At 60.5% G+C, this 23733-nt stretch carries 19 protein-coding genes; 8 read left to right on the forward strand and 11 right to left on the reverse strand.

All coding sequences use genetic code 11. From position 1 onward, the window contains the following. Nucleotides 1-137 precede the first annotated feature (137 nt). The 8 genes from ACYZUC_RS18175 to ACYZUC_RS18210 form a co-directional block, all read right to left on the reverse strand. A complete protein-coding gene (locus ACYZUC_RS18175; RefSeq protein WP_461989567.1) occupies nt 138-1739 on the reverse strand; it encodes an AAA family ATPase in 1602 nt (533 codons plus the stop codon). A gap of 10 nt (nt 1740-1749) precedes the next feature. Continuing rightward, nucleotides 1750-2850 (reverse strand): 3-dehydroquinate synthase, encoded by a 1101-nt coding sequence (gene aroB / locus ACYZUC_RS18180; RefSeq protein WP_214380306.1) that lies wholly within the window; start codon nt 2848-2850, stop codon nt 1750-1752. A gap of 151 nt (nt 2851-3001) precedes the next feature. Continuing rightward, a complete protein-coding gene (gene aroK, locus ACYZUC_RS18185; RefSeq protein ID WP_032828585.1) occupies nt 3002-3520 on the reverse strand; it encodes a shikimate kinase AroK in 519 nt (172 codons plus the stop codon). A 4-nt stretch (nt 3521-3524) separates the two neighbouring features. Next, complete coding sequence (gene pilQ / locus ACYZUC_RS18190; RefSeq protein WP_461989568.1) at nt 3525-5609, reverse strand: type IV pilus secretin PilQ; 2085 nt, start codon at nt 5607-5609, stop codon at nt 3525-3527. A gap of 13 nt (nt 5610-5622) precedes the next feature. Beyond that, nucleotides 5623-6150 carry a pilus assembly protein PilP gene (locus ACYZUC_RS18195; protein WP_461989569.1) on the reverse strand — a complete coding sequence of 176 codons (528 nt, stop codon included), beginning with the start codon at nt 6148-6150 and terminating at the stop codon, nt 5623-5625. Next, nucleotides 6147-6770, reverse strand: coding sequence for a type 4a pilus biogenesis protein PilO (gene pilO / locus ACYZUC_RS18200; RefSeq protein ID WP_461989570.1), 624 nt, complete (start codon nt 6768-6770; stop codon nt 6147-6149). Before pilO ends, ACYZUC_RS18195 begins: the two co-directional genes overlap by 4 nt. Further along, nucleotides 6767-7333 (reverse strand): PilN domain-containing protein, encoded by a 567-nt coding sequence (locus ACYZUC_RS18205; RefSeq protein ID WP_461989571.1) that lies wholly within the window; start codon nt 7331-7333, stop codon nt 6767-6769. Before ACYZUC_RS18205 ends, pilO begins: the two co-directional genes overlap by 4 nt. Next, on the reverse strand, nt 7333-8397 hold the full coding sequence (locus ACYZUC_RS18210; RefSeq protein ID WP_461989572.1) for a pilus assembly protein PilM: 1065 nt from the start codon (nt 8395-8397) through the stop codon (nt 7333-7335). Before ACYZUC_RS18210 ends, ACYZUC_RS18205 begins: the two co-directional genes overlap by 1 nt. 218 nt (nt 8398-8615) lie before the next feature. On the opposite strand from ACYZUC_RS18210, the gene ACYZUC_RS18215 reads away from it, so the two are divergent. Continuing rightward, nucleotides 8616-11051, forward strand: coding sequence for a penicillin-binding protein 1A (locus ACYZUC_RS18215; protein ID WP_461996729.1), 2436 nt, complete (start codon nt 8616-8618; stop codon nt 11049-11051). 281 nt (nt 11052-11332) lie between these two features. Here ACYZUC_RS18215 and ACYZUC_RS18220 read toward each other — a convergent pair whose 3' ends face one another. From ACYZUC_RS18220 to rpmE, 3 genes are all read right to left on the reverse strand, one after another. Further along, nucleotides 11333-12601, reverse strand: coding sequence for a malic enzyme-like NAD(P)-binding protein (locus tag ACYZUC_RS18220; RefSeq protein ID WP_008025204.1), 1269 nt, complete (start codon nt 12599-12601; stop codon nt 11333-11335). A 183-nt stretch (nt 12602-12784) separates the two neighbouring features. Further along, nucleotides 12785-13534, reverse strand: coding sequence for a thermonuclease family protein (locus ACYZUC_RS18225; RefSeq protein ID WP_461989573.1), 750 nt, complete (start codon nt 13532-13534; stop codon nt 12785-12787). A 64-nt stretch (nt 13535-13598) separates the two neighbouring features. Beyond that, on the reverse strand, nt 13599-13829 hold the full coding sequence (rpmE, locus tag ACYZUC_RS18230) for a 50S ribosomal protein L31 (RefSeq protein WP_461989574.1): 231 nt from the start codon (nt 13827-13829) through the stop codon (nt 13599-13601). Between the two features lie 286 nt (nt 13830-14115). Between rpmE and ACYZUC_RS18235 the strand changes: the two genes are divergently transcribed. The 7 genes from ACYZUC_RS18235 (at nt 14116) to phaC (ending at nt 23648) form a co-directional block, all read left to right on the forward strand. Further along, nucleotides 14116-16335: a primosomal protein N' gene (locus tag ACYZUC_RS18235; protein WP_461989575.1), complete on the forward strand. Its 2220-nt coding sequence runs from the start codon at nt 14116-14118 to the stop codon at nt 16333-16335. Between the two features lie 228 nt (nt 16336-16563). Beyond that, a complete protein-coding gene (argS, locus tag ACYZUC_RS18240) occupies nt 16564-18300 on the forward strand; it encodes an arginine--tRNA ligase (RefSeq protein WP_032832667.1) in 1737 nt (578 codons plus the stop codon). A gap of 1 nt (nt 18301) precedes the next feature. After that, a complete protein-coding gene (locus ACYZUC_RS18245; RefSeq protein ID WP_461989576.1) occupies nt 18302-19000 on the forward strand; it encodes an SPOR domain-containing protein in 699 nt (232 codons plus the stop codon). 289 nt (nt 19001-19289) lie between these two features. Further along, nucleotides 19290-19820 (forward strand): ATP-dependent protease subunit HslV, encoded by a 531-nt coding sequence (hslV, locus tag ACYZUC_RS18250; RefSeq protein ID WP_007899242.1) that lies wholly within the window; start codon nt 19290-19292, stop codon nt 19818-19820. A 55-nt stretch (nt 19821-19875) separates the two neighbouring features. Further along, entirely contained in the window at nt 19876-21213 is a 1338-nt protein-coding gene (gene hslU, locus ACYZUC_RS18255; protein ID WP_461989577.1) for an ATP-dependent protease ATPase subunit HslU, read from the forward strand. A 119-nt stretch (nt 21214-21332) separates the two neighbouring features. Next, the gene (locus ACYZUC_RS18260) at nt 21333-21710 is read left to right on the forward strand and encodes a gamma-butyrobetaine hydroxylase family protein (RefSeq protein ID WP_461989578.1); all 378 of its coding nucleotides are present in this window, start codon (nt 21333-21335) and stop codon (nt 21708-21710) included. A 258-nt stretch (nt 21711-21968) separates the two neighbouring features. Beyond that, a complete protein-coding gene (gene phaC / locus ACYZUC_RS18265; RefSeq protein ID WP_461989579.1) occupies nt 21969-23648 on the forward strand; it encodes a class II poly(R)-hydroxyalkanoic acid synthase in 1680 nt (559 codons plus the stop codon). The last annotated feature ends 85 nt before the right edge of the window (nt 23649-23733 follow it).

Here is a 23733-nt window from a genome sequence, read left to right on the forward strand (position 1 = left end):
TTTTTTAATTTTGACTGCAACGACTCAAAGACTACTGTGACGCAGACACCACAAGGCACGCGGCCTGTAGAGGCGGCATGCGCTTGTAGAAATTTTGAGGTGCCGGGAGAGGCGGCCTGGGTAAGGCCGCCGAATCTTCAGCGAGTTGTTGCCAGTTCCTGTTGGACGCTGGCGACAGTGCGAGGCCAAGGTTTACCAGCCTGAACCTTCGCTGGCAAGGCCTTGATGGCGGTAACGGCTGCATCGCGGTTGGCGAAGTTACCGTAAGTGATGACGTAAAGCGGCTTGCCGTTGAGGACTTTCTTGAAATAACGGTACTCGCCGCCCTGCTCTTTCACGAAGTTTTGCGCGGTGGCCTCGGAGCTGGTGCCGAGGATCTGCACCACGTAGTTACCCGGAGCCTGACCGGCGTACCAGGTACCGCCGGCAGCCTTGGCCGCAGCCGCTGGTTTCTCGGCAGGCTTGGCGGTTGCGACGACCGCTGGCTTGGCTGGCGCAGGCGCTGGTGCCGGCTTCACTGCAGGTGCCGTCGGAACCGGCTTGGCCGTCGCGACCTGAGTCGGCGCTGGCGTCGGCTTGGCGGCTGGCGTCGGCGCAGGACCGGCCTGGATGCCCGCAGGAGGCGCGATGGTGGTCACGGTCGGTGGTGTAGCGCTGGAACCCTCAACCGGCACGCCATCGTCGCCTTCGGTGATGCCACCGGCCGCTTCAGCCAACGGACCACGCATGACCGGCTGCGAGTTGCCGACCAACGGCAATGGCATCGGTTGCGAATTACCGGCGAATTCCACGGCAGGTGCGCCGCCGCTGTTAGGTTTTGGCGTGCCCTGGCCGAGCGGCAGTTGCGCCTGTTCGTTGGCAGGTGCGCCGGTGGTCGGTGCTTTGCTGCGACCCGGCATCAACCAGGCGGCGGCTACCGCGACCACGACGACGGCGGAAATCGCCAATACGTGTTTCTTCGGCATGTTGAACCCCATACTTGGACGCTTGACCGCTGAGCGGCTGGCAATCATGGCTTCGATCATTGCATCGCGGGCAACCTGGTTGATGTTGCCAGGCCAGCCGTCGGAGCTTTCGTGAATATCAGAGATCTGTTCTGCGGTAAAAAGTTCGATACCCCGCCCAGCGCCTTCGAGCCGCTGGTCCAGATATTCGCGGGTTTCTTCTTCGGTATAAGGCTGCAGCTCGATGACGTGGAAGCGCTCTTCTTCAAGGCTCAGCGCCTCAAGTTGAGCGATCAGCGAGGATTCGCCGAACAGGAACACGTGCGGGCGGCCTTCCGGCGCACCGGCGGCCAACTCCATCAAGGCTTCGAGCGCAGACTCGTCGAGCTGCTCGGCATCGTCCACCAGCAAATAGACTTCCTGCCCCGTGAGTGCAAGTTGCACCACTTGAGCCAGGATCGGGCCAATCTCTGCTTGAGCGACGTTCAGCGCCTGAGCCACCTGACGCAGCACGCCCGCCGCATCACCGGCACCACGGGCGGAAACCACCACGCTTTGAACGGACTGTTTGTTGGTGCTGGCCACCAGGGCCTGACGCAACAGGGTCTTGCCACTGCCTTGCGGGCCGGTGACCACCAGCAGCAACTGGCTGTAACGGGCCAGGTGGTGCAGCTGACCCAGCACAGGTTTGCGCTGGGCCGGGAAGAATTTGAAGCCAGGCACCCGTGGAGCAAAAGGGTCATGACTCAACTGGTAATGGCCGAGGAAAGCCTCGTCGGCGTGCAAACTAGTCATCGGGATCTTATTAACCTTTAAGCTGAGCCAGGGCGCGGTAATCCGCTCCCAGCGTGGCCTGTAGAACCTCTTTCGGATAATCGTCGGTCACCACTGCTTCGCCCATGTGGCGCAGCAGCACCAGGCGCAAACGACCGTCGATCACTTTCTTGTCAATTGCCATGTGTTCGAGAAAATCGGCTTCAGTCATCTCTTCAGGCGGGATGACCGGCAGGCCGGCACGCTGGAACAGGCGAATGCCGCGATCACGTTCTTGCTCACTGATCCAGCCCAGACGCGTGGACATTTCCAACGCCATTACCGTACCGGCAGCGACCGCTTCACCATGCAGCCAGACACCATATCCCATGTGGGTTTCGATGGCGTGGCCAAACGTGTGACCCAGGTTCAACGTGGCGCGAACACCGGTTTCCTTTTCATCGGCGCCGACCACCGCTGCCTTCGCCGCGCAGGAGCGCTCGATGGCATAGGTCAGGGCGACCTGGTCCAGGGCGCGCAGGCGATCAACGTTTTCTTCGAGCCAGGTCAGGAAGGGCTCGTCGCAGATCAAACCGTATTTGATGACTTCAGCAAGCCCGGCGGACAACTCGCGGGCCGGCAGGGTATTGAGGGAGGCGGTATCGATCAGCACCACGTTCGGCTGATAGAAGGCGCCGACCATGTTTTTGCCCAGCGGATGATTGATCCCGGTCTTGCCGCCCACCGAGGAGTCGACTTGCGACAGCAGAGTGGTTGGAACCTGGATGAAATCGACGCCACGCTGGTAACAGGCGGCGGCAAACCCGGCCATGTCGCCAATCACGCCGCCACCGAGGGCGATCACGGTCGTGCGACGGTCGTGTCGTGCGGTCAGCAAGCCGTCGAAAATAAGTTGCAGGGTTTCCCAGGTCTTGAAGGCTTCGCCGTCGGGCAGCACCACGGAAATCACCGAAAACTGCGCAAGACTGCGGGTCAGACGTTCAAGATAGAGCGGCGCAACGGTTTCGTTGGAGATGATCGCCACTTGCCGTCCGCGAATATGCGGGGCCAGCAGCTCAGGCTGATCCAACAAACCTTCGCCAATATGAATCGGGTAGCTGCGCTCGCCTAGATCGACCTTGAGTGTCTGCATGTGTCCCCACAGTGAAGATGAAATCAGGCGTCCCGCCTTGAGTTATCGAGTATCCAGGGCATCTGATGGTGTGACGCCGTTCGGTAGCCATCCGCCACAACCTTGAGCGGTCGTGGCAGGACGCCGAGGATAGCGCATTTCGCGCTGCGCTTTAACGGGGAGGCAGCTGCTGCAAGCGCTCGAGAATATCAAGCACCACCATACGCGGCGGCCGCTCATCCGTTTCAACCACCAGGTCGGCGATTTCCCGATAAAGCGGATCGCGCAACTCCAGCAAATCCCGAAGGGTCTTGGCCGGGTCGGCGGTACGCAACAGTGGCCGATTGCGATCACGGGCAGTGCGGCCGACCTGCTGCTCCACGGAAGCGTGCAGATAAACCACCCGACCACCGGCACGCAGCGCCCGACGATTGGCTTCGCGCATTACTGCACCGCCACCGGTCGCCAGCACCACGCCGTCGCAATCGCACAGCTCGGCAATCATCGCCTGCTCGCGGTCACGAAAGCCCGGTTCGCCTTCCTTATCAAAAATCCATGGGATATTGGCGCCCGTGCGCAATTCAATTTCCTTATCGGAATCTTTGAATGGCAGGCGCAGCTCTTTGGCCAGCAACCGGCCGATGGTGCTTTTTCCAGCCCCCATCGGTCCAACAAGAATCAAATTTCGCACAGAATCAATGACTCACAGCAATCGCCTGGTTGTTCATGATACGCGGAGTGAGAAATACCAGCAGCTCGGATTTTTTCTCCGAAACCACGTCACGCCGGAAAAGGCGGCCAAGATACGGCACATCACCGAGAAATGGCACCTTATCTACAACCTTGCTCTGAGTATTTGAGAAAACACCACCAATTACGATGGTCTCGCCGTCATTGACCAGGACCTTGGCGTTGACCTCGTTTTTCTTGATCGGCGGTACATCCTGGACCTTGTTCAGGTAGTCCGGTTCGTCCTTGGTGACCTTGACCTCCATGATGATCCGGTTGTCCGGGGTGATCTGCGGCGTCACTTCCAGCGACAACGAGGCCTCTTTGAAGGACACCGAAGTGGCGCCGCTGGAGCTGGCTTCCTGGTACGGGATCTCGGTGCCCTTGAGGATTTTTGCGGTTTCCTTGTCGGACGTGACCACCTTGGGTTGTGAGACGATTTCGCCGTTGCCGGTTTTCTCCATCGCGGTCAGCTCGAGATCCAGCAGCACATTGTCGGTAATGAACGCGATGCCGAGCCCCGAGGTGTTGGAAGCGGTACCCATGTCGACGAACGGCGAGTTGGTACTGGTGCTGCCGGGCGTGCCAATGGTCGACGAAGCGTTGGCGCCGTTGCTGACCCCGGATGTGTTCCAGTTGCCCCGGTTCTGCAAAGAGCCGCCCCAGCGTACGCCGAGGCTTTTGTCATAGTCGACGTTGGCTTCGACGATTCGCGCCTCGATCATCACCTGACGCACCGGGATGTCCAGTTGCGCGACGATCCGGCGAAGTTCGTCGAGGCGATCCTGGGTCTGATAGGCAATGATGTTGTTGGTCCGGTCATCGACAGTGATCGAACCCCGCTCGTCCACTTTCGCCTCGGCACTGGTCACCGACGTGAACAACTTGGCGATATCCGCCGCCTTGGCGTAATTGACTTGCAGCAGCTCACGACGCAATGGCGCCAGATCGGCAATCTGCTTCTGCGACTCCAGCTCCTGACGTTCGCGCGCAGCAATCTCGTCGGCCGGCGCCACCAACAGCACGTTGCCAATCTTGCGCTTGTCCAGCCCCTTGGTTTTCAGCACCAGGTCCAGCGCCTGATCCCATGGCACGTTCTGCAGACGCAAGGTGATGCCGCCCTGCACCGTGTCGCTGGCCACCAGATTGAGGTTGGTGAAGTCGGCGATCAGTTGCAGCACCGAGCGCACGTCAATGTCCTGGAAGTTCAGCGAGAGCTTTTCACCGGTGTAGGCAAAACGTTCGGCGTTGCGCTTTTGCAGGTCATCGACGGTCATCGGACGGATGCTGACGGTGAGCTTGTTGTCGGTCTGGTAGGTCGAGTAATCGAAGGCGCCGCTGGGCTCGATGCTGATGGTCGCCCGGTCACCGGTGGCGCTGGCGTTGACGAACTGCACCGGCGTGGCGAAATCCTTGACGTCCAGGCGGACTCGCAGAGGTTCTGGTAATTGGGTTCTGGCAAAGTTAAGGACGATCCTGCCATCGCGCTCCTGAATGTCCGGGGCGATTGAAGGGTCCGACAGGTCGATGACCACGTTGCCTTCGCCCTGGGTTCCACGCTGGAAATCCACGCCGCGAATGGCCTTGCTCACCGGCGCATAAGCCTTGGCCGGCGCCGCAGTTGCCGTGGCGACCCGTGAAGGCCTGGCGGCAGGCGCGGCAGCGTTACTGCCTCCCCGCCCGACCACAACGAACAGGTTGTTGCCTTCGACCCGTGCGGTGTACGGGGTCAACTGAGTCAGGTTGATGATCAGCCGCGTGCGATCCTTGGCCTCCACCACTGTGGCGCTGCGGGCGTTGCCGCCGCCAAGATCACGGGTCTTGCTCGCCAACTGACTGACCACGCCAGGCAGATCCAGCGCAATCCGCGCAGGCTGCTCCGTCGTGTAACCGTGGGGCGCCGGCGGCGCGCCATCGAATGACAACTTCAACTCGACGCGGTCTCCCGGCAGCGCAGCGACATCCAGCGCTTTGAGGTTGGCCGCTTCTACCATCGGCGACAGCAACGCTATCCATAGCGACATTCCGAAGGTTGCGAAAATCCTGTTCATTATTCGAGTTCCACTATGAGTGCTCTTTCAAAGGGATAGTCCGTGGCCGCTCCAGCCAGGCGCCTTCGCCGTCAGGAACGATTTCGACCACATCGACTTGCGAGCCGCTGATGGCGACGATCCGGCCATCGTTGCGTCCCAGGTAATCGCCGACTTTCAGCCGATGCACACCGCCCGCCCCGCGCAATAGCGCAAAGGAGCCAGCCGCATTGGAGATCGTGCCGACCATTTCAAACTGCTCGATGTTGAAACCTTCGAGGTACTGCTTGACCCGACCGGGGTCTGGTTTGACATTGCGTGCGCCATGCTTCTGGCCGGCCAGATCAACTCTGAGCTGCCGGGAAAACGGGCTTCGCAAGTTAGCGGCGCTGTAGGTGAACGTTGGGTAAGACCGGAATGTCGGCGTTGGTTCAATCCTGCCGGGCGCACGCAGACGCATTTCGTTCATGTAAGCGTCGAGATCACTGAAGTCGTTGCTGCCACCACAACCGGCCAGGGCGGCCAACATCCCGATCATCGGAAAAATACGACTCGGGCTCATTTTTGCAGCCCCTTGTCGTTGTAGCGGTAAGTCTTGGCGAGGATGCTCATGCGCAATTTCGAGCCGCCTTCGGGGCTGGCCGGGGCCAGGTCGAAGTCATGCAGGGTGACGATCCGTGGCAGCCCGGCCACGCCACTGACGAACGTGGCGAGGTCATGATAGGCACCGGTGACGGTGATCTGGATCGGCAGTTCGATGTAGAACGGCTGGGTCACCTCTGGCAGCAGTTTGATCTCTTCAAACTCCAGCCCGCTTCCGAGACCGGTACGGGTGATGTCCTCGAGCAGGCCGGGCACTTCGGTGTCGCTGGGCAGTTGCCGCAGGAGCACGCCGAAGGAGTTCTCCATTTCCTTCATCTGCTGGGTGTACAGCTCAAGATTCGCCGCCATGTGGGCCTTGGTGGCGAATTGCTCCTTGAGGGTCGACTCTTCCTCGCGCTTGAGTTCAAGCTGGCTCTCAAGGTCGCTGATGGAAAAGCTATAGCCCAGCGCCAACACCAGAATCATCAATAGAAGACCCGCCAGCGCCTTGATGGCGGGCGGCCAGGACCCCATGTTGTTGGTGTCCAGATCGTTGATGTCGATCTTGCGCAGCCCTTCGATCCATTCGGCCGGCCTCATTGAACGGCCTCCACGGCAGCAGGCTGGGTCTGGCGCACGGTCAACTGAAAGACGTTGGCCTGATCCAGTTGGCCAGCGGTGGTCGCCTTGACCTCTGTCAGGGTGGGCGCATCGAACCAGTCCGATGCATCCAGATTGCGCATCAAGTCGGAAACACGGTTGTTGGATTCTGCCGCGCCGGTGATGGACAGGGTTTTACCTTCCATTTTCACCTCGGTGAAATAGACCCCGTCCGGCAGGGTGCGCGCCAACTGATCGAAGATCCGCCCGCTGATCGGACGATTGCCTTGCAGGTCCTGAATGATGCGCATGCGTTCGACCAGTTGCTGACGCCGGGCCTTGAGGTCGCTGATCTGCTTGATCCGTTCGTCGACCACCGCAATCTGTTTACCGATGTAATCGTTTCGGGCGACCTGTCGGTCGATGGCGCCGTTGATGGCCTGATCCGCGACCAGCACCACCGCCACAGCGGCCACCAGCACGCCGACCAGCGTTAGCAAAAAGCGTTTGCGACGTGCGTCCCGCAGCTCTTCGCGCCAAGGTAAAAGGTTGATCCGCGCCATCAGTCAAAGCTCCTGAGGGCCAACCCGCAGGCAATCATCAGCGCCGGCGCATCGCTGGCCAGGGCACCGGCGTTGACTTTGCTGCCCAGGGTCATGTCGGAGAATGGATTGGCCACTTGCGTCGAAGTGCCCAGTCGCTCCTCGATCAATCGGTCCAGCCCCGGAACCGAAGCGGTGCCGCCAGCCAACAGGATATGGTCGACCGAGGTGTACTGGCCGGAAGCGAAGAAAAACTGCAACGAACGCGACACTTGCTGCACCAGCGCATCACGGAAGGGTTGCAACACTTCGCTGACGTAATCGTCCGGCAAACCGCCCTGCTTCTTCGCCAGCCCCGCTTGCTCTACGGTCAAGCCATAACGCCGCTGGATTTCTTCCGTCAGTTGACGACCGCCGAACAACTGTTCGCGGGTGTAGATGATTTTCCCGTTGCGCAGCACGCTCAGAGTGGTCATGGTCGCGCCGATGTCGACCACGGCGACCGTCAGATCCTCGCGAGACGCCGCCAGATGCCCGGTCAGCAGGCCGAAGGAGCGCTCCAGCGCGTAAGCCTCGACATCGACCACGCGCGCCGTCAGGCCGGCCAGTGCGAGCGCCGCTTCACGGACTTCGACGTTTTCCTTGCGACACGCTGCCAGCAGCACACTGACCCGTTCCGGGTTACGTGCCGACACGCCCTGTACTTCAAAGTCGATGGCGACTTCGTCCAGTGGATAAGGGATGTATTGATCGGCCTCGATCTTCAGCTGGTTTTCCATCTCGTCGTCGGAAAGACCTGCATCCATTTCGATGGTTTTGGTGATGACGGCAGAACCGGCCACGGCTACGGCCACATTCTTGAGGTTGGTTCTGGCCTTGAGCAGCACGCGTGAAAGTGCCTGACCCACGCCTTCGAGCTCGGCGATATTTTTCTCGACCACCGCGTTGGCGGGTAGCGGTTCTACCGCATAAGCCTCGACCCGATAGCGGTCACCCTGGCGACTGAGCTCAAGCAGCTTCACCGACGTGGAGCTGATGTCGATCCCCAAAAGCGTATTGGCTTTTTTATTGAAGAGTCCTAGCACTACCAATTCCCTATGACTATCCGTGTCTTACGGACTCTGTAATGTCCGTTGCGTTCAAACCACCCGTCTTGACAGCAGCGCAAATGACGCTCTCGACGTAAAAATGCTTATAATGCCCAGCGTTTTTTTCCGGTTTTTACTGCAAGCGCGGGTCGTTCCCTGTTTATCTGAACCCTGCTGCCTAATTCATTCTTTGCCCTGGATATCCCAAAGCCTTGATTCGTCTGCTGAAATTCTTCGGTTGGTCCATCGTCGCCGTTTTCTGCGGACTGCTCCTTGGTCTGAGCGGCGCGTTTCTTTACCTTAGTCCGGGATTGCCATCTGTGGAGGCTCTGCGAAGCATCCAGTTGCAGATTCCATTGCGCGTCTACAGCAGCGACAACAAATTGATCGCAGAGTTTGGCGAAATGCGCCGTACACCGATCCGTTTCGCCGACATTCCCCCCAATTTCATTAATGCGTTACTAAGTGCTGAAGACGACAATTTCGCCAACCACTACGGCGTCGATCCCAGCAGCCTGATGCGTGCCGCCACCCAATTGGTCAAAAGCGGACACATCCAGTCCGGCGGCAGCACCATCACCATGCAGGTGGCGAAGAACTTCTTCCTGACCAGCGAACGCAGCTTCTCGCGCAAGACCACTGAAATTCTCCTGGCCCTGCAGATCGAACGGCAGCTGACCAAGGACGAGATCCTGGAGCTGTACGTCAACAAGATCTATCTGGGCAACCGTGCCTACGGCATCGAGGCCGCGGCGCAGGTTTACTACGGCAAGTCGATTCGTGACGTCAGCCTGGCGCAGATGGCGATGATCGCCGGCCTGCCGAAAGCTCCGTCGCGCTTCAACCCGCTGGCCAACCCGGCTCGCAGCAAGGAGCGTCGCGACTGGATCCTTGGCCGCATGTACAAGCTCGGCAAGATCACCGAGAGCGATTACACCGTAGCGATCAACGAGCCGCTGAACGCCAGCTATCACGTGCCGACCCCGGAAGTGAACGCGCCGTACATTGCTGAAATGGCCCGCGCCGAAATGGTCGGCCGCTACGGCAGCGATGCCTACACCGAGGGTTTCCGCGTCACGACCACCGTGCCGAGCAACCTGCAGGAAATGGCCAACACTGCCGTCCACGAAGGCCTGATGACCTACGATCAGCGTCATGGCTATCGTGGCCCCGAGTCGCGCCTGCCGGGCAAGACCCGCGAGGCCTGGATCTCTGAGCTGACCAAGCAGCGCACCATCAGCGGCCTTGAGCCGGCCATCGTCACACAGGTCGAGAAGAACGGCCTGCAAGTGCTGACCCGTACCGGCGACGAACACATTGGCTGGGACAGCATGAAATGGGCGCGGCCGTTCCTGAACACCAACAGCATGGGCGCCAATCCGAAGCAGCCCTCGGATGTGGCTCAGGTCGGTGATCTGATTCGCGTACAGCGTCAGCCGGACAATTCGCTGAAATTCAGCCAGATCCCGCAAGCTCAGGGCGCACTGGTCTCCCTTGATCCGCAGAACGGCGCGATTCGCTCGCTGGTCGGCGGTTTCGCCTTCGAGCAGAGCAACTACAACCGCGCCCTGCAGGCCAAGCGCCAGCCAGGTTCGAGCTTCAAACCGTTCGTCTACAGCGCCGCGCTGGATAACGGCTACACCGCCGCCAGCCTGGTGAACGACGCACCGATCGTGTTCGTCGACGAATACCTGGACAAGGTCTGGCGTCCGAAGAACGACACCAACACTTTCCTCGGCCCGATCCGTCTGCGTGAAGGGCTGTACAAGTCGCGCAACCTGGTGTCGATCCGCCTGGTGCAGGCGCTGGGCGTCGATCGCACCATCGACTACATCAGCAAGTTCGGCTTCAACAAGCAGGACCTGCCGCGCAACCTGTCGCTGGCCCTGGGCACCGCGACCCTGACGCCAATGGAAATCGCCACCGGCTGGAGCACGTTCGCCAACGGCGGCTTCAAGATCACCCCGTACATCATCGACAAGATCGAAAGCCGCAATGGCGACACGCTGTTCGTCGCCAATCCGCCAAGCGTGCCGAAAGGCGATGTGGCCACCGACGGCATCGCCGCGCCGACCGCCGAGGCCTTTACGGTCAATGCGACGCCGGGCGAAGCTCCGGGGCTGCCAACACCTCAGGCACCGGCCGTGGCCGAACGCATTGTCGATGGTCGCACCACTTACATACTCAACAGCATGCTCGAGGACGTGATCAAACTTGGCACCGGCCGTCGCGCACTGGCCTTGGGGCGCCCCGACATTGCAGGCAAAACCGGTACGACCAACGAATCGAAAGATGCCTGGTTCTCGGGCTACAACGCCGATTACGTGACCACCGTCTGGACCGGTTTCGACCAACCGGAAAGCCTGGGCAAACGCGAGTTCGGCGGCACCGTCGCCCTGCCGATCTGGATGAACTACATGGGCGCCGCGCTCAAAGACAAGCCGCCACACACGCAACCGGAGCCGGAAGGCATCCTCAGCCTGCGGGTTGACCCGGTCAGCGGCCGGGCAGCCACCCCAGGCACGCCTGGAGCGTACTTCGAACTGTTCAAGGCCGAAGATACGCCACCGTCGGTGAATGAGCTGGGCAACGGCAATGCGCCGGGCAGCCCGCTGCCAGCGGATGAAGCGGCGCCGATCGATTTGTTCTGATCGCAGCACCACCCGAAAAGCCCCGCCTTCGAGAGAAGTGCGGGGCTTTTTGTTGTCTGCGATTTATAGGTTGTATTACCCGGCCTCTTCGCGGGCAAGTCGGATCGCCGCACCGCTCGCTCCTACGGATTTTGTGCCGGTCGCGAAAACTGCGTACAACACAAAACCTGTAGGAGCGAGGCTCGCCCGCGAAGAGGCCCGCACAGTCAACACACAAACCACAGGCAATAAAAAACCCCGACTCACAAGAGCCGGGGCTTCGGTTGAAGCGCTACAACGGCTTAGCCGTTGAACACATCATCCACGCTTTTCAGCGGGTAGTTCTTCGGATACGGCAGGGTTGCCACGCCGGTCTCGATTGCAGCCTTGGCCACGGCATCGGAGATCAGGGTGATCAGACGCTTGTCCATTGGTTTCGGAATGATGTACTCACGACCGAATTCCAGTTTGATGCCGCCGTAGGCGTCGCACACTTCCTGAGGAACCGGCAGCTTGGCCAGTTCACGCAGGGCGTTGGCTGCTGCCACTTTCATTTCTTCGTTGATGCGCTTGGCGCGAACGTCCAGGGCGCCACGGAAGATGAACGGGAAGCCCAGTACGTTGTTGACCTGGTTCGGGTAGTCCGAACGGCCGGTCGCCATGATCACGTCGTTACGGGTGGCGTGTGCCAGTTCCGGGGAGATTTCCGGATCCGGGTTCGAGCACGCGAACACGATCGGGTTGGCCGCCATGGACAGCAGGCCTTCAGCGCTCAGCAGGTTCGGACCGGACAGGCCGACGAACACGTCTGCGCCTTGCAGGGCGTCAGCCAGGGTGCGCTTGTCGGTCGCGTGAGCGAAGACAGCCTTGTACTGGTTCAGGTCGTCACGGCCGGAGTGGATCACGCCGGTACGGTCAACCATGTAGATGTTTTCGATGTTGGCGCCCATGCTCACCAGCAATTTCATGCAGGAGATGGCGGCCGCACCGGCACCCAGGCAGACGATCTTGGCGTCGGCGAGAGTTTTACCAGCGATTTCCAGGGCGTTGATCATGCCGGCGGCGGTCACGATTGCGGTGCCGTGCTGGTCATCGTGGAATACCGGAATGTCGCACTGCTCGATCAGAGCGCGTTCGATCTCAAAGCACTCAGGCGCCTTGATGTCTTCCAGGTTGATGCCACCGAAGGTGATGGAGATGCGCTTGACGGTGTCGATGAAGGCTTGCGGGCTTTCGGAGTCGACTTCGATGTCGAAAACGTCGATGCCGGCGAAGCGCTTGAACAGCACGCCCTTACCTTCCATCACTGGCTTGGAAGCCAATGGGCCGAGGTTACCCAGGCCCAGAATCGCGGTGCCATCGGAAATGACTGCAACCAGGTTGCCTTTACCGGTGTATTTGTAGGCCAGTTCAGGATCGCGGGCGATTTCGCGTACTGGTTCGGCTACGCCGGGGCTGTAGGCCAGCGACAGGTCGCGGGCGGTAGCGGTGGCCTTGGTGAGCTCGACACTCAGCTTACCTGGACGAGGATGGGCGTGATATTCGAGAGCGGCAGTTTTCAGATCAGACATGGGGGCATTCCGCTTTTACTGTTGGACAGACTGGTCAGCGAGGATACGCGCCTCGCAAAGTCCCCACAAGACTGACCAGTCACCCCTGTCAAGCGCCCCGCCCTACGACTTTGGGCCAAGAGCCACGGAACACAAGGGATAGACTGTTCACAATCAACAGTAAAAATGTCTACAATTTTTTTATCAAGGCGCCGCTTGCAACATCGCCGGATCGGTCAATGGAAGGAGCCAGCGCGCTTGCCCCGCTTGCAATCCGCCACGGCGCGAACGGTCCACGATCCAGCCACGGGCCTCGACCTGCTTGCCTTTCAGGCGCTCCAGCGCCGCACCATCAAATTGCCCCAGCACATTGGGCGCAACACGCAGTACAAGAGAATCCTGCAACTCGATCCAAACACCACCGCGATTGCGCTGAACCTTGCTCACACGCCCACTGACCACCGCGAAGCCGGACGTGTTGATCTGCTCCGCTTTCAGTACAGGCGACTGGCGCCACACACCGAGCCCGGCTTGCCGCGCACTGCGTTCCGCTGCTTGCTGACAGGCCACCAGATCAACATTCGGGGCGACCGCCACCTGGAAACCGAGCCCTTCTGCGAGCATCTGCGCTTCGAGGTTGGCGCCATCGGCACCATAAAGATGCGCAAGGGTACGACCGTAGTGATCCTTGCTCTCTTTACCCGGCAGCACACCGACCCGCCCGCCGCTGGCGGCGACCAAGGCTTCCAGTCGCTTGCGCGCTGCCACGGCGAAGGGCTCGTCGGAACGGCCCTGCTTGCCCAGCTCAGGCGTGTTCAGGCCGATCATGCGCACACTGCGTCCATCGCTCAGGCGCAGCGTGTCGCCATCGACCACGCGCTGCACCGCGACTTGCGTCAGGCCACTTGGCACTGGACAGAAGGCCTGGGCGCCGGACAGCCAAATCGCAGACACAAAAAAGGCGCCCGCAAGGGACGCCTTTTTATTAGCAAGGAAAAGCCCATGGGGCTTTCGAACCTTACTCTGCTGCTGGAGCAGGTTTCTTGCCGAAAGCACCGAAACGGTCTGCGAAGCGCTGAACGCGGCCGCCAGTGTCCAGAGTCTTTTGCTTACCGGTGTAGAACGGGTGGCACTCGTTGCAAACGTCGATCGCCAGGGCTTTGCCGAAGGTCGAACGGGTTTCGAACTTGTTGCCACAGCTGCAAGTAACAGCAATGGCTGGGTATTCTGGATGGATATCAGCTTTCATGGTGTCTTCCTCGGGCTGCGTGCCGCCACCCAACACTATTGTTGAATACCGCACGTAATTAGGCCGCGGATTCTACCAGACAATCTCAATCACGCAAGCTGTCGCTTAGACCGACCGTCTGCTAGGCTCCCGACCCAATACGCGATCCCCTGTAGGAGTGAGCCTGCTCGCGATAGCGGTCTGCCAGTCGCCGCAATGTTGACTGCAAGATTGCTATCGCGAGCAGGCTCACTCCCACAGGTTATATGTCACGCCCCCTATTGTTTGTTGATCGAGACCCCCCCGCGTGCCCGACGCCATTTTGCGCCTCGCCCTGCCTTCGCCCCTGCGCCGCCTGTTCGATTACCGTGCCCCGGCCGGTGTCCTGCGCGCCCAGTTGCAACCGGGCATGCGCCTGCGCGTGCCTTTCGGCCGAAGGGAGATGATCGGGATTCTGGTAGAGGTCACCGACACCAGCGAAGTGCCAGCAGAAAAGCTCAAACCGGCCCTGGCCCTGCTCGACGCCACGCCGCCCTTGCCGCCAGCGCTGTTCAAGCTGTGCCTGTGGACCTCTCAGTATTATCAGCACAGCCTCGGCGACACCTTGAGCTGGGCGCTGCCGGTGCTGTTGCGTCAAGGCGAGCTGGCCGAAGCGCGCCAGGAACGTTTCTGGTCCGCCGCGCCTGGCGCCAGCCTCGATGACCCGCGCATCGCCCGGGCCCCGCGTCAGCGCGAGGCGTTGGCGACCCTGGCGCAGCATCCTCATGGTGTCGCCCATCAATTGCTGAGCAAGTTGATGCTGAGCAAGGACAGCCTGGATCTGCTGCTGGCCAAGGATCTGGTGCAAGTGGAGATCCGCAAGCACGCCCCCGGCGCCCGTCACGAGCATTGGCTGGCGCAACCCGAATTACCGCTCAACCCTGAACAACGCGCCGCCTATGAAGCAATTCGCGCCGGGTTCGACAGTTATCACGCGTTCCTGCTGGCCGGGGTCACCGGCAGCGGCAAGACCGAAGTCTATTTGCAGTTGATCCGCGAAACCCTCGAAGCCGGCAAGCAAGCACTGGTGTTGATCCCGGAGATCAACCTCGGCCCGCAAACCCTGGCGCGCTTCGAACAACGGTTCAATGCGCGGATTGCGCTGATCCACTCGGCGGTCAACGATCGCGAGCGCCTCGAAGCCTGGCTCGCCGCGCGTGATGGCGACGCCGACATTATTATCGGCACCCGTTCGGCGCTGTTCACGCCGATGAAAAATCCCGGCCTGATCATCATCGACGAAGAGCACGACGGCTCTTATAAACAGCAGGAAGGCCTGCGCTATCACGCCCGAGACCTGGCATTGGTGCGCGCACGGCAGGAAAACATCCCGATCGTGCTCGGTTCCGCCACGCCTTCGCTGGAAAGCCTGCACAACGCCTACACCGGGCGTTACGGCCTCCTACGCCTCAATGAGCGTGCTGGCGGCGCCAAGCAGCCGCGCTTCCTGCGCCTGGATGTGAAAAGTCGCCCACTCGACAGCGGCATTTCCGGGCCGATGCACCAAGCCATCGGTCAGACACTCGCGGCCGGCCAGCAAGTATTGGTGTTCCTCAACCGTCGAGGTTTCGCCCCGACGCTGCTGTGCCACGACTGCGGCTGGATGTCCGAATGCCAGCGCTGCGATGCGCGAATGACCGTGCACCAGCGCTCCGGCGAACTGCGCTGCCACCATTGCGGCTACGTCGAACGCGTGCCCCGGCACTGCCCGAAGTGCGGCAAAGTGGATTTGCGACCGGTGGGCGCCGGCACCGAGCGCGCCGAAGAACGCCTGGCCATTTTGTTCCCGGATGTTCCGGTGCTGCGAGTCGACCGCGACAGCACGTCGCGCAAGGACGCGATGAATCAGCTGTTCGCGACCATTCAGAAGGGTCACCCGTGCATTTTGGTGGGCACGCAAATGCTTGCCAAAGGGCATCACTTTCCCCGGGTGACGCTGGTGTCGATTCTCGATGCCGACGGCGGATTGTTCTCCGGCGACTTCCGCGCCAGTGAGCGCATGGCGCAACTGATCGTGCAGGTCGCCGGCCGCGCGGGGCGGGCCGAAGAGCCGGGCAAAGTGATTATCCAGACCCATCTGGCGGACCATCCGCTGCTGGTGCAACTGACCGAACAGGGCTACTTCGCGTTCGCCGAGCAGGCGCTGAGCGAACGACGCGCCGCCGGTTTGCCGCCGTTTGCGCATTTGGCGCTGCTGCGGGCCGAAGCGCACAAACCGGGGCAGGCGGAAGGGTTTCTCGACGAGGCGTGCAACGAGGCCGAGCGTTTACTAGCCGAACAGAACCTGACCGGGATCGAATTGCTCGGGCCGGTGCCCGCTCCGATGGAACGTCGGGCCGGGCGTTATCGCGCGCAATTGTTGTTGCAGGCGACGGCTCGGGCGCCGCTGCACCGGTTGCTGGCCAGTTGGTTGCTGGTGCTGGAGCAGATGCCGAGTGGGCGGGCGGTGCGTTGGTCTCTGGATGTCGACCCGGTCGATTTGTATTGATTTCAATATTGCCTTCGCGGGCAAGCCTCGCTCCTACAGGTATGCGCTTGGCCTCTGTAGGAGCGAGCGGTGCGGCGATCCGACTTGCCCGCGAAGGCGGTCTATTTGTCACCACATATCCACAACCTGCCCGCTATAGTTGGCAAGCCCGCCTTCGCAACGGATAATGCCCAGTTTTTCCACCAGCGCATCGAAGCGCCGCCGCGCTTGCGGTCGAAAGAGAAGACCATGAAAGACACCATTCGCCAGTTGATCCAACAAGCCATCACCCAACTCGTCAACGAAGGTGTGTTGCCTGAAGGCCTGACGCCGGCGATCCAGGTGGAAAACTCCCGTGACAAGAAGAACGGCGACTTCGCCAGCAACATCGCCATGATGCTGGCCAAGCCGGCCGGCATGAAGCCGCGCGATCTGGCCGAGAAAATCATCGCCGCGCTGCCGGCTGACGAAAACGTCACCAAGACCGAAATCGCCGGTCCTGGCTTTCTGAATTTCTTCCAGAACACCGACGCCCTGGCCACCCGCCTCGACGCCGCACTGGCCGACGAGCACATCGGCGTGCGCAAGGCCGGCCCGGCGCAACGCACCGTGGTCGACCTGTCGGCACCCAACCTCGCCAAGGAGATGCACGTCGGCCACTTGCGTTCGACCATCATCGGCGACGGCGTGGCTCGCGTGCTGGAGTTCCTCGGCGACGAAGTGATCCGTCAGAACCACGTGGGCGACTGGGGCACCCAGTTCGGCATGCTGATGGCGTACCTGCAAGAAAACCCGATCACCAGCGACGAGCTGTCGGACCTGGAAAACTTCTACCGCGCCGCCAAGGGACGCTTTGACGAATCCGAAGAGTTCGCCGACCGCGCCCGTGGCCTGGTGGTCAAGCTGCAAGCCGGCGACCCGGATTGCCTGGCGCTGTGGACCAAGTTCAAGGACATCTCGCTGTCGCACTGCCAGAAAATCTACGAACTGCTGAACGTCAAACTGACCATGGCCGACGTGATGGGCGAAAGCGCCTACAACGACGACCTGATCAACGTGGTCAACGACCTCAAGGCTGCGGGCATGCTGGTCGAGAGTAATGGCGCGCAGTGCGTGTTCCTCGACGAGTTCAAGAACGCTGACGGCGACCCGCTGCCGGTGATCATCGTCAAGGCGGACGGCGGCTACCTCTACGCCACCACCGACCTGGCGGCCGTGCGTTATCGCAGTGGCAAACTGAAGGCTGATCGCGCGCTGTACTTTGTCGACCAGCGCCAGGCCCTGCACTTCCAGCAAGTGTTCGCTGTCGCCCGCAAGGCCGGCTTCGTGACGCACCCGATGGAAATGGAACACATGGGCTTCGGCACCATGAACGGCGCCGATGGCCGTCCGTTCAAGACCCGCGACGGCGGCACCGTGAAGCTGATCGACCTGCTGACCGAAGCCCAGGAGCGCGCCTACAACCTGGTCAAAGAGAAAAACCCGGAGCTGGCCGAAGACGAGCTGCGCAACATCGCCAAGGTCGTGGGCATCGGCGCAGTGAAATACGCCGACCTGTCCAAGCACCGTACCAGCGACTACAGCTTCAACTTCGACCTGATGCTGAACTTCGAAGGCAACACCGCGCCGTACCTGCTGTACGCGTACACCCGCGTGGCGGGCGTGTTCCGCAAGCTCGGCAAGGACTTCAGCGAAGTCGAAGGCCAGATCGTCCTGGAAGCCGCGCATGAACATGAGCTGGCGGCCAAACTCGCGCAATTCGGCGAAATCCTGAACAACGTGTCCGAGAAAGGCACGCCGCACATCCTCTGCACCTACCTGTACGACGTTGCCGGCCTGTTCTCCAGTTTCTACGAGAACTGCCCGATCCTCAGCGCCGAAACCCCGGCGCAAATGCAAAGCCGCCTGCGTCTTGCCGCGCTGACCGGTCGCACTCTCAAGCAAGGCCTGGAACTCTTGGGTCTGGAAACTCTGGAGCGTATGTAAGTTGGCTGCCAAGAAAAAACCTGCACCCAAGCGTGGCGCCAGCCGTTACCAAGCTCCTGCAAAGCAACCGATCCCGGGCTGGCTGTGGATGGCCATCGGCCTGACGGTCGGCGCGTTCATTGTGTTCCTGATGAAGCTGGAACCGGGCAAGGGCAGCGACAGCGTCAAGCGCGAGAAGATCGAGCAGCAGAAAGCCACCAAGGTCGCCGAGGCCAACAAGACCCCGCCGAGCCCGACGCAACCGGTGAAGCCGAAGTACGACTTCTACACCTTGCTGCCGGAATCGGAAGTTATCGTGCCGCCGGATGCCGTGCCGGAGAAAACCCCGCCGACGCCGGCTGTACCGACCACGCCGGTAACCCCGGCAGAAGCGGCGAAGATCGACACGGCGCGGGCTCAAGCGGCATTGGCTGGCATCACCCCGCCGCCACCGCCACCCGTGGCCAAGGCGGCACCGGTGACCAAGTTCTTCCTGCAGGCCGGTTCGTTCCGCAAGGAGGCTGATGCAGACAAGGTGCGCGCGCAGATCATCCTGCTCGGTCAGGCTGTGGCGGTTGAGTCCGGCACGGTGAAGGACGAGACCTGGTATCGGGTGTTGGTCGGGCCGTTCAGCAACCGCGAACAACTGACCACCGCGCAGAAACAACTGTCCGGCGCCGGGTTCAGCAACCTGTTGTTACAACAACGCCAGAACCGCTGATCCCGTCCGCAAGACCGCGTTATCGTTCTTCGCGGGCAAGCCTCGCTCCTACAGGTAACGGGGCGTTTGCGATATTGCGAACGCCGTAAAATGCACCGTTCGCCGTATTTGTGAACGGTGCATTACCTGTAGGAGCGAGGCTTGCCCGCGAAGGCGTCAGACCAGACAACACACATTCCCCCGCGCAACACCACTCGTCCCCTCTCCCGCCCCGCAGTTGAAAAACGCTCCACCACCCCCATATGAGTTTGCATAAGGCATTTTCGCCCCGCTGCGTGGAGACTCTCCCTTGACCACCATCGTTTCAGTTCGCCGCCACGGCAAAGTCGTCATGGGCGGCGACGGCCAGGTTTCTCTCGGTAATACCGTGATGAAAGGCAATGCGAAGAAAGTTCGTCGCCTGTACCACGGCCAGGTGATCGCCGGTTTTGCCGGGGCCACCGCTGACGCCTTCACCCTCTTCGAGCGTTTCGAAGGCCAGCTCGAGAAACATCAGGGCCATCTGGTTCGTGCCGCCGTCGAACTTGCCAAAGAATGGCGCACCGACCGCTCCCTCAGCCGCCTCGAAGCCATGCTCGCGGTCGCCAACAAAGACGCGTCCCTGATCATCACCGGCAACGGCGACGTGGTCGAACCCGAAGAAGGCCTGATCGCCATGGGTTCCGGTGGCGGTTACGCACAGGCTGCTGCCAGCGCGCTGCTGAAGAAAACCGATCTGTCAGCCCGCGAAATCGTCGAAACCGCGCTCGGCATCGCCGGCGACATCTGCGTATTCACCAACCACACCTTCACCATTGAGGAGCAGGACCTCGCCGAGTAAGCCTGTTCCGGCCTTAGCGCCACGGCTCACTTTTGCTTGAGGACCGCCAATTACTATGTCCATGACTCCCCGTGAAATCGTCCACGAACTCAACCGCCATATCATCGGCCAGGACGATGCCAAACGCGCCGTCGCCATCGCTCTGCGTAACCGCTGGCGCCGGATGCAACTGCCGGAAGAGCTGCGCGTTGAAGTAACGCCGAAGAACATCCTGATGATCGGTCCGACCGGTGTCGGCAAAACCGAGATCGCCCGTCGCCTGGCGAAACTGGCCAACGCACCGTTCATCAAAGTCGAAGCGACCAAGTTCACCGAAGTCGGCTACGTTGGCCGCGACGTCGAATCGATCATTCGTGACCTGGCCGACGCCGCCATCAAACTGCTGCGCGAACAGGAAATGACCAAGGTTCGCCACCGTGCCGAAGACGCCGCCGAAGAGCGCATCCTCGACGCCCTGCTGCCACCGGCGCGCATGGGCTTCAACAACGATGACGCCCCGTCGACCGACTCCAACACCCGCCAGCTGTTCCGCAAGCGCCTGCGCGAAGGTCAGCTGGATGACAAGGAGATCGAAATCGAAGTCGCCGAAGTGTCCGGCGTCGATATCTCCGCGCCACCGGGCATGGAAGAAATGACCAACCAGTTGCAGAGCCTGTTCGCCAACATGGGCAAGGGCAAACGCAAGAGCCGCAAGCTCAAGGTCAAGGAAGCGCTGAAACTGGTCCGCGACGAAGAAGCCAGCCGCCTGGTCAACGATGAAGAGCTGAAGGCCAAGGCGCTGGAAGCGGTCGAGCAGCACGGCATTGTGTTCATCGACGAAATCGACAAGGTTGCCAAGCGCGGTAACTCCGGTGGCGTCGACGTGTCCCGTGAAGGCGTGCAACGCGACTTGTTGCCGCTGATCGAAGGCTGCACCGTCAACACCAAACTGGGCATGGTCAAGACTGACCACATCCTGTTCATCGCTTCTGGCGCGTTCCACTTGAGCAAGCCGAGCGATCTGGTGCCTGAGCTGCAAGGCCGTCTGCCGATTCGTGTCGAGCTGAAGGCGCTGACGCCGGAAGACTTCGAACGCATCCTCAGCGAACCGCACGCATCGCTCACCGAGCAATATTGCGCACTGCTGAAAACCGAAGGCCTGGCCATCGAGTTCCAGCCGGACGGCATCAAGCGCATCGCCGAGATCGCCTGGCAGGTCAACGAGAAAACCGAGAACATCGGTGCCCGTCGCCTGCACACGCTGCTTGAGCGTCTGCTTGAAGAGGTGTCGTTCAGCGCCGGCGACCTGGCCAGCGCTCACGACGGCAAGGTGATCCTGATCGACGCCGACTACGTCAACAGCCACCTCGGCGAATTGGCGCAGAACGAAGACCTGTCCCGTTATATCCTGTAGGTCATGTGAGACCTGTGTAGGAGCCGGCTTGCCGGCGATGGCGATCTCAAGGTCCCCATCGCCGGCAAGCCGGCTCCTACAAGGGACCGCGAGAGTTCCACATTGACGGACATCAGGTCATGACCCAACTCCCCACCGACATCAAACTGCACAAAGCCTCGAAAACCCTGTCGCTGAAATACGCGTCCGGCGAGGAATATCACCTGCCCGCAGAGTTCCTGCGCGTGCACTCTCCTTCCGCCGAGGTCCAGGGCCACGGCAAACCTATCCTGCAATTTGGCAAGATCGGCGTAGGCCTGACCAAAGTAGAACCGGCCGGTCAGTACGCACTGAAATTGACCTTCGACGACGGCCACGACAGCGGCCTGTTCACTTGGGAATATCTGTACCAGTTGGGCGTGCGCCAAGAGGATCTCTGGAACGATTATCTTGCCGAACTGAAAGCGGCCGGAAAGACCCGCGACCCTAACGAATCTGTCGTCAAGCTGATGCTCTAACCCGCGCCTCTTGCGCATTAGAAGGCATTTTCTAATTTCATCTGTTTGAATGCTTGGCCGCAAGGTCAGTCATTAGCCTGCTTGCGAAAAAAATTAAACTCGGGTAACCAATGGAGCTGGCAAGTTACCTGCAGTGCTCTCTGAACTAAAAAGCAGCGATGCAGAATTATCGGTCACCCGAGCAGTAGTACCTGGCATTGGCTGTGTGACTACACGGCTGGACTCAGGTACTCGTCTCAGGACAATGGAGCGTCGTAGATGAGTAACAAGAATAACGATGACTTGAAGTATCAAGCCTCGGAAAACACCTTGGGGCTTAATCCTGTCGTTGGGCTGCGTGGAAAGGATCTACTGGCTTCTGCTCGAATGGTGCTCAGGCAGGCCATTAAACAACCGATTCACAGTGCGAAGCATGTCGCTCATTTCGGTCTTGAACTGAAGAACGTGCTGTTCGGCAAATCCGAGCTGCTACCGACTAGCGATGACCGTCGTTTCGCCGATCCGGCCTGGAGCCAGAACCCGCTCTACAAACGTTATTTGCAAACCTACCTGGCGTGGCGCAAGGAACTCCACGACTGGATCGACGACAGTAACCTCGGGCCCAAGGATACGGCACGCGGGCATTTCGTGATCAACCTCATGACCGAAGCCATGGCCCCGACCAACACGGCGGCCAACCCGGCAGCGGTCAAACGCTTCTTCGAAACCGGTGGCAAGAGCCTGCTCGACGGCCTCTCGCACCTGGCCAAGGATCTGGTGCACAACGGCGGCATGCCGAGCCAGGTCAACATGGGCGCATTCGAAGTCGGCAAGAGCCTGGGCGTGACCGAAGGTGCGGTGGTTTTCCGTAACGACGTACTGGAGCTGATCCAGTACCGGCCGACCACCGAGCAAGTGCATGAGCGTCCATTGCTGGTGGTGCCGCCACAGATCAACAAGTTCTACGTTTTCGACCTGAGCCCGGACAAAAGCCTGGCGCGTTTCTGCCTGCGCAATCACGTGCAGACCTTCATCGTCAGCTGGCGCAACCCGACCAAGGAGCAACGCGAATGGGGTCTGTCGACCTACATCGAAGCGCTCAAGGAAGCGGTTGATGTGGTCACCGCGATCACCGGCAGTAAAGACGTGAACATGCTCGGCGCCTGCTCCGGCGGCATCACCTGCACCGCGTTGCTGGGTCACTACGCGGCGATTGGCGAAAACAAGGTCAACGCCCTGACACTGCTGGTCAGCGTGCTGGACACCACCCTGGACAGCGACGTGGCACTGTTCGTCGACGAGCAGACGCTTGAAGCCGCCAAACGCCATTCCTATCAGGCCGGTGTACTGGAAGGCCGCGACATGGCGAAAGTGTTCGCCTGGATGCGCCCCAACGATCTGATCTGGAACTACTGGGTCAACAACTACCTGCTCGGCAACGAGCCGCCGGTGTTCGACATTCTGTTCTGGAACAATGACACCACCCGGTTGCCCGCCGCGTTCCACGGCGACCTGATCGAGATGTTCAAAAACAATCCGCTGATCCGCCCGGATGCACTGGAAGTGTGCGGCACGCCGATCGACCTGAAGCAGGTCACGGCCGACATCTTTTCCCTGGCCGGCACCAACGACCACATCACCCCGTGGAAGTCCTGCTACAAGTCGGCGCAACTGTTCGGCGGCAAGGTTGAGTTCGTGCTGTCCAGCAGCGGGCATATCCAGAGCATTCTGAACCCGCCGGGCAACCCGAAATCGCGCTACATGACGAGCGCCGAGATGCCATTGAAGGCTGAGGAGTGGCAGGAAAACTCCACCAAGCACACCGATTCCTGGTGGCTGCACTGGCAAGCCTGGCAAGCGGAACGTTCGGGCGAATTGAAAAAAGCCCCGACAAAACTGGGCAACAAGGCTTATCCCGAAGGTGAAGCAGCACCGGGCACTTACGTACACGAACGGTAACTGACACACCCGCCCCCCGTAGGAGCGAAGCTTGCTCGCGAAAGCGGTCATTCATTCAACGTAGATTTCGACTGATCTGACGCCT

It is taken from the genome of Pseudomonas sp. GT1P32 (genome assembly GCF_054897805.1).

Coding starts and splice junctions, on each gene's coding strand:
- ACYZUC_RS18175 (WP_461989567.1), bottom strand. CDS start 1,739: ATGACTAGTTTGCACGCCGACGAGGCTTTCCTCGGCCATTACCAGTTG.
- aroB (WP_214380306.1), bottom strand. CDS start 2,850: ATGCAGACACTCAAGGTCGATCTAGGCGAGCGCAGCTACCCGATTCAT.
- pilQ (WP_461989568.1), bottom strand. CDS start 5,609: ATGAACAGGATTTTCGCAACCTTCGGAATGTCGCTATGGATAGCGTTG.
- ACYZUC_RS18195 (WP_461989569.1), bottom strand. CDS start 6,150: ATGAGCCCGAGTCGTATTTTTCCGATGATCGGGATGTTGGCCGCCCTG.
- pilO (WP_461989570.1), bottom strand. CDS start 6,770: ATGAGGCCGGCCGAATGGATCGAAGGGCTGCGCAAGATCGACATCAAC.
- ACYZUC_RS18205 (WP_461989571.1), bottom strand. CDS start 7,333: ATGGCGCGGATCAACCTTTTACCTTGGCGCGAAGAGCTGCGGGACGCA.
- ACYZUC_RS18220 (WP_008025204.1), bottom strand. CDS start 12,601: ATGTCTGATCTGAAAACTGCCGCTCTCGAATATCACGCCCATCCTCGT.
- rpmE (WP_461989574.1), bottom strand. CDS start 13,829: ATGAAAGCTGATATCCATCCAGAATACCCAGCCATTGCTGTTACTTGC.
- argS (WP_032832667.1), top strand. CDS start 16,564: ATGAAAGACACCATTCGCCAGTTGATCCAACAAGCCATCACCCAACTC.
- hslU (WP_461989577.1), top strand. CDS start 19,876: ATGTCCATGACTCCCCGTGAAATCGTCCACGAACTCAACCGCCATATC.
- ACYZUC_RS18260 (WP_461989578.1), top strand. CDS start 21,333: ATGACCCAACTCCCCACCGACATCAAACTGCACAAAGCCTCGAAAACC.
- phaC (WP_461989579.1), top strand. CDS start 21,969: ATGAGTAACAAGAATAACGATGACTTGAAGTATCAAGCCTCGGAAAAC.